Origin of the sequence: Bradyrhizobium sp. (assembly GCF_049581145.1) — a bacterium.
GTDB lineage: Bacteria > Pseudomonadota > Alphaproteobacteria > Rhizobiales > Xanthobacteraceae > Bradyrhizobium.
The window spans coordinates 1-1,643 of the sequence record NZ_JBAURI010000837.1 but is presented as its reverse complement, the minus strand read 5'-3'; the positions used below and the strand labels follow the sequence as shown (position 1 = coordinate 1,643).

At 61.1% G+C, this 1,643-nt stretch carries 2 protein-coding genes; both read right to left on the bottom strand.

The window, feature by feature from the left end; all coding sequences use genetic code 11:
• On the bottom strand, positions 1-945 hold a 945-nt coding region (locus WCB02_RS27545; protein ID WP_423962915.1), incomplete at its 3' end, for a hypothetical protein.
• An 8-nt stretch (positions 946-953) separates the two neighbouring features.
• Positions 954-1,490 carry a YfiT family bacillithiol transferase gene (locus tag WCB02_RS27540; protein WP_423962914.1) on the bottom strand — a complete coding sequence of 179 codons (537 nt, stop codon included), beginning with the start codon at positions 1,488-1,490 and terminating at the stop codon, positions 954-956.
• Positions 1,491-1,643 lie beyond the last annotated feature (153 nt).

Here is a 1,643-nt window from a genome sequence, read left to right as displayed (position 1 = left end):
GTCGGAGACAAACCCCTGGCGCACGCGGGCAAATTCCAGACCGTAAAGGGAGAGCGTCACCTCATGGGCGCTACGTGCGGCAACAGTCACGCGACTTTGCACACCCGGGGGTAACAAGCGCAGGATGCGCGCCAACCCATCCTTGGCTCGCTCGACAGCCGCCTCGGGACTAAAGGCATGCACCAGGCGCATTTTCAGGTTGCCTTGATCCGCTGTATCAATCGCCTCCAGGTCTTCACCCGTACCCACCTCGTAGAGCTCCCATTGCGCCAGCTCGCGATTGAGCCAAGCCATGCGCGCCCGTGTGGTGCTGCCGCTTCCGGCAGGCAAAAAAACCTTGAGGCCGTGGCAGACTCTTTTGCCGGCGGCGTGTTCGCGGCAATAAGCAAGCCACAGAATCCCCAAGGTGAGCACGCCATCGATCGTGGCTTGGCTCTCCTCGGCATTGACGCCGATGAGCGCCCAGCATTGCTGCCCACGCACCAGCAAGCCGCGCGCGTATGCGGGGCCAAAGCTATGCTCCAGGTCCATCGCCGAGCGCAGGGCCTCTACCTTGTATTCATTGAAGTGGCGGGTTAGGAGGCGTTCCAGCAGAGTCAGGTATCTGGTCCTGCTGAGAGCTCGAGTCGCGGGCGTCCTCAGGTCGCGATCTCTTAACACTTCCAAAGATTGGGGGCGCCGGGTCCCAAGGCGCCGAACGCGAAGACGCAACGTCTCCTTACGCGCCTCCAGACCCAGTACTGTGCGGACCATATTCCGTTCTTCCGACCATAGATGCAGGACGCAGCGGCCATGCTCGGCAGAGATCGAGTAGTGGGCTGCCGTCATCTCGAAGAGCACACGGCCATCCTCCAGCAACGCGGCACGAGGATGGTCCAGGAAAAATTGCTCGAGCGAACGGGCCAGTTCCGTAGGGGGGAAGTCAGGTTTATCGCGGACTTCCACCTGCGCTGCTACCAGCCCATGCGCGCAGACAACTGCGTGACGTGTGCGGTGTGGTGGCGGCCGTGCCAGTCGTAGAGCATGACCACCTGTTCGAGAGTTTCCCGGCCGTTCTCAGGATGCACGTAGCCACGCTTCCAGGCCTGCTCATCGAGCGAAGCGAAGAGCTGCGCCCAGCGGGCATGGAGCGCCTGCAGCAGATCGAGTGAAGTCGATACAGCCGCAGCACGAGCGTCTTCAAGCTCTGCCCAGCGCGGCTCCTGGTAGGGAACGATGGTTGGCCAGTTTTCTGTCAGGCCAAGGCGCACCCGAACATAGGCGTTCATATGGCTGTCGGCGACATGGTGGACCAGTTGCCGCACCGTCCAGCCGCCCGGCCGGTAAGGAGTCGCAAGCTGTTCCTCGGACAACTCCGCGACTGCGGACCGCAATTTTTGGGGCAACTGCCGTATGCCTTCGATGGCGGCGCTTCGTTCCTGCGCTGTAAACGACGCGGCTCGCTTCGGACCGCCGATGGGGTAACGAAGTAGAACAGATTCAGAGGTCATGGGAGCACGACCATCTTAGAGCATTATTAAAACGGAAGAGCGTCAATCTGCGGGCGCGATGGCATAGTACCCTTTGCGTGCTAGCGCCTTGAGGCCATCTCCCTTAACTTCGATGTCGATCTTGCGGTAACTCCCGTCGAGCTTGGCGTTGGT